Consider the following 3,094-nt stretch of genomic DNA (forward strand, 5'->3'; position numbering starts at 1 on the left):
GTGTTAGGCATTTTAGTTACGTCGATTATTTGAACATTTGAAAGTTTAGCTTCAATTTCTTGAATACGACCTTCACAAAAACCCTGTTGCTCACGCGCAGCGTGGTACTCAGCGTTTTCTTTTAAGTCACCGTGTTCACGCGCATCAGCAATATCAGCGATGATTTTAGGACGGGTAACTGTTTTTAATTCGTTAAGCTCTTTACGCAGTAAATCTGCGCCACGAACTGTCATCGGAATTGTTTGCATATTTTCTCACTTAACACCAAGGCCTAATTAGGCCTTGGTACATTTCCTTAGTTCAATCGCAGGTGTAGCTCTTGAACTGACGCCACTTTACTGCGGTCATCTGCTTTGTTAGCAGTACAGTTAGCGAATGCCGCGTTCAAGGTAGTCGTATAATTGGTTTTATTTTGCAATGCACCACGACGTAACACCTTCGAATCTTCGATCGCTTGGCGACCTTCGGTGGTATTAACGATATAGCTGTATTCTTTATTCTTAATGTAATCAAGAATATGTGGACGACCTTCGTAAACTTTGTTTACGCGACGAACGTTAATACCCGCTTCTTCAAGCGCTTTGGCTGTGCCACCTGTTGCGTCTAATTCAAAACCTAACTCAGTCATGATTTTAGCTAATTCAACAATACGTGACTTATCGCTATTACGAACAGATAATAACGCGCGACCACCGCGTGGTAAAGTATTGCTTGCACCTAATTGTGCTTTTGCGAATGCTTCGGCGAAAGTATCACCAACACCCATTACTTCACCTGTTGAGCGCATTTCTGGGCCACGGATAGGGTCTACACCTTGGAACTTAGCAAACGGTAAAACCACTTCTTTAACGCTGTAGTAAGGAGGGATAATTTCTTTAGTAATGCCTTGGCTTGCTAAAGATTGGCCCGCCATACAACGTGCAGCTACTTTTGCAAGTGCAACGCCGGTGGCTTTAGATACAAATGGAACCGTACGCGCAGCACGTGGGTTAACTTCAATTAAATACACTTTGCCATCTTTTACTGCAAACTGTGTATTCATTAAGCCTACAACACCCAGTTCAAGAGCCATATCGGTTACTTGCTTGCGCATTACATCTTGCACTTCTTGCGATAAAGAATGTGCTGGTAATGAACAGGCAGAGTCACCAGAGTGAACACCAGCTTGCTCAATGTGTTCCATAATACCGCCAATGATTACTTGCTCGCCGTCACATATTGCGTCAACGTCAACTTCAATTGCGTTATCTAGGAAGTGGTCTAATAAAACAGGTGCTTCATTTGAAGCTTGAACCGCTTCGGTCATGTAACGGCGTAAATCGTCTTCGTCGTATACAATTTCCATTGCACGGCCACCTAATACATATGATGGGCGAACAACCAGCGGGAAACCAATTTCAGCTGATTTTAAAATAGCTTCTTCAGTTGATGTAACCGTTGCGTTTTCTGGCTGCAGTAAGTCTAAACGCTCTACTAACTGTTGGAAGCGCTCACGGTCTTCTGCACGGTCAATCGCATCTGGTGAAGTACCAATTACTGGCACGCCATTGGCTTCTAGCTCACGTGCTAGTTTAAGTGGTGTTTGACCACCGTACTGCACGATAACACCTTTTGGCTTTTCAACACGTACAATTTCTAGTACGTCTTCAAGCGTAATTGGCTCAAAGTAAAGTCGATCAGATGTATCGTAATCGGTAGATACAGTTTCGGGGTTACAGTTAACCATGATGGTTTCGTAACCGTCGTCACGAAGTGCAAGCGCAGCATGTACACAACAGTAATCAAATTCAATACCTTGGCCGATACGGTTAGGACCGCCACCAATAACCATGATTTTATCTTTGTCTGTTGGGTTAGCTTCACACTCTTCATCATACGATGAGTACATGTAAGCGGTGTCTGAACTAAATTCTGCAGCACACGTATCTACACGCTTGTACACTGGCACAATATTTAGCTGATGACGTTTTTTACGAATTTCAGCTTCTGACACACCAGCAATTTCAGCAATACGCGGGTCGGCAAAGCCTTTACGCTTAAGCTTGCGTAAAAAATCTGCATTAAGGCCAGCCATTCCGCCTTCAGCGATTCTTGCCTCATCTTTTAAAATGTCTTCAATTTGAACCAAGAACCAGCGGTTAACTTTAGTCAGCTCGTAAACGTCTTCAACGCTCATACCGTGTCGCATTGCATCTGCAATGTACCAAATACGCTCAGCGCCTGGCTCACGTAATTCACGGATGATTTTTTCTTTTGCCTTAGGGTCATCAAGTGCAACAATTGGATTAAAACCCGTTGCGCCAACTTCAAGACCACGTAATGCTTTATGCAATGACTCTTGTTGGTTACGACCAATTGCCATTACTTCGCCAACTGATTTCATTTGCGTGGTTAAACGGTCGTTAGCACCGGCAAATTTCTCAAAGTTAAAGCGAGGTATTTTAGTTACAACGTAATCAATTGAAGGCTCAAAAGAGGCTGGTGTTTTACCGCCAGTGATATCGTTTTGAAGTTCGTCAAGCGTGTAGCCTACTGCAAGTTTTGCTGCAATTTTAGCAATTGGGAAACCCGTTGCTTTAGAGGCTAGTGCCGATGAGCGCGATACACGTGGGTTCATCTCAATGATAACCATACGGCCATCTTTAGGGTTAATACCAAATTGTACGTTAGAGCCACCGGTTTCAACACCAATCTCACGCAGTACTGCCATAGAGGCATTACGCATAATTTGGTATTCTTTGTCGGTTAACGTTTGCGCTGGTGCAACAGTGATTGAATCACCTGTGTGCACGCCCATTGGGTCAAAGTTTTCAATAGTACAAACAATAATACAGTTGTCTTTTTTGTCACGAACAACTTCTGTTTCGTACTCTTTCCAACCAATCAGTGATTCATCAATTAGTAATTCGTTAGTAGGTGACAGGTCTAAACCACGCTCACAAATTTCTTCAAACTCTTCCATGTTGTAAGCAACACCGCCACCGGTGCCACCCATGGTGAAAGAAGGACGAATGATACACGGTAAGCCTATGCGGCTCATTGTATCTTTAGCTTCTTCCATTGAGTGTGCTATCTCTGCACGAGGACACTCAAG

Annotated in this window: 2 protein-coding genes; both read right to left on the reverse strand. The window is 43.5% G+C overall.

The annotated features are described in order from the left end of the window. Positions 1–248 (reverse strand): transcription elongation factor GreA (greA, locus tag BCG07_RS00095; protein ID WP_286887908.1); only part of this gene is annotated, 248 nt, incomplete at its 3' end. A gap of 47 nt (positions 249–295) precedes the next feature. After that, a partial coding sequence (carB, locus tag BCG07_RS00100) for a carbamoyl-phosphate synthase large subunit (RefSeq protein WP_286887910.1) occupies positions 296–3,094 on the reverse strand: 2,799 nt, incomplete at its 5' end.

Origin of the sequence: Pseudoalteromonas sp. ESRF-bin5 (assembly GCF_002632075.1) — a bacterium.
GTDB lineage: Bacteria > Pseudomonadota > Gammaproteobacteria > Enterobacterales > Alteromonadaceae > Pseudoalteromonas > Pseudoalteromonas marina.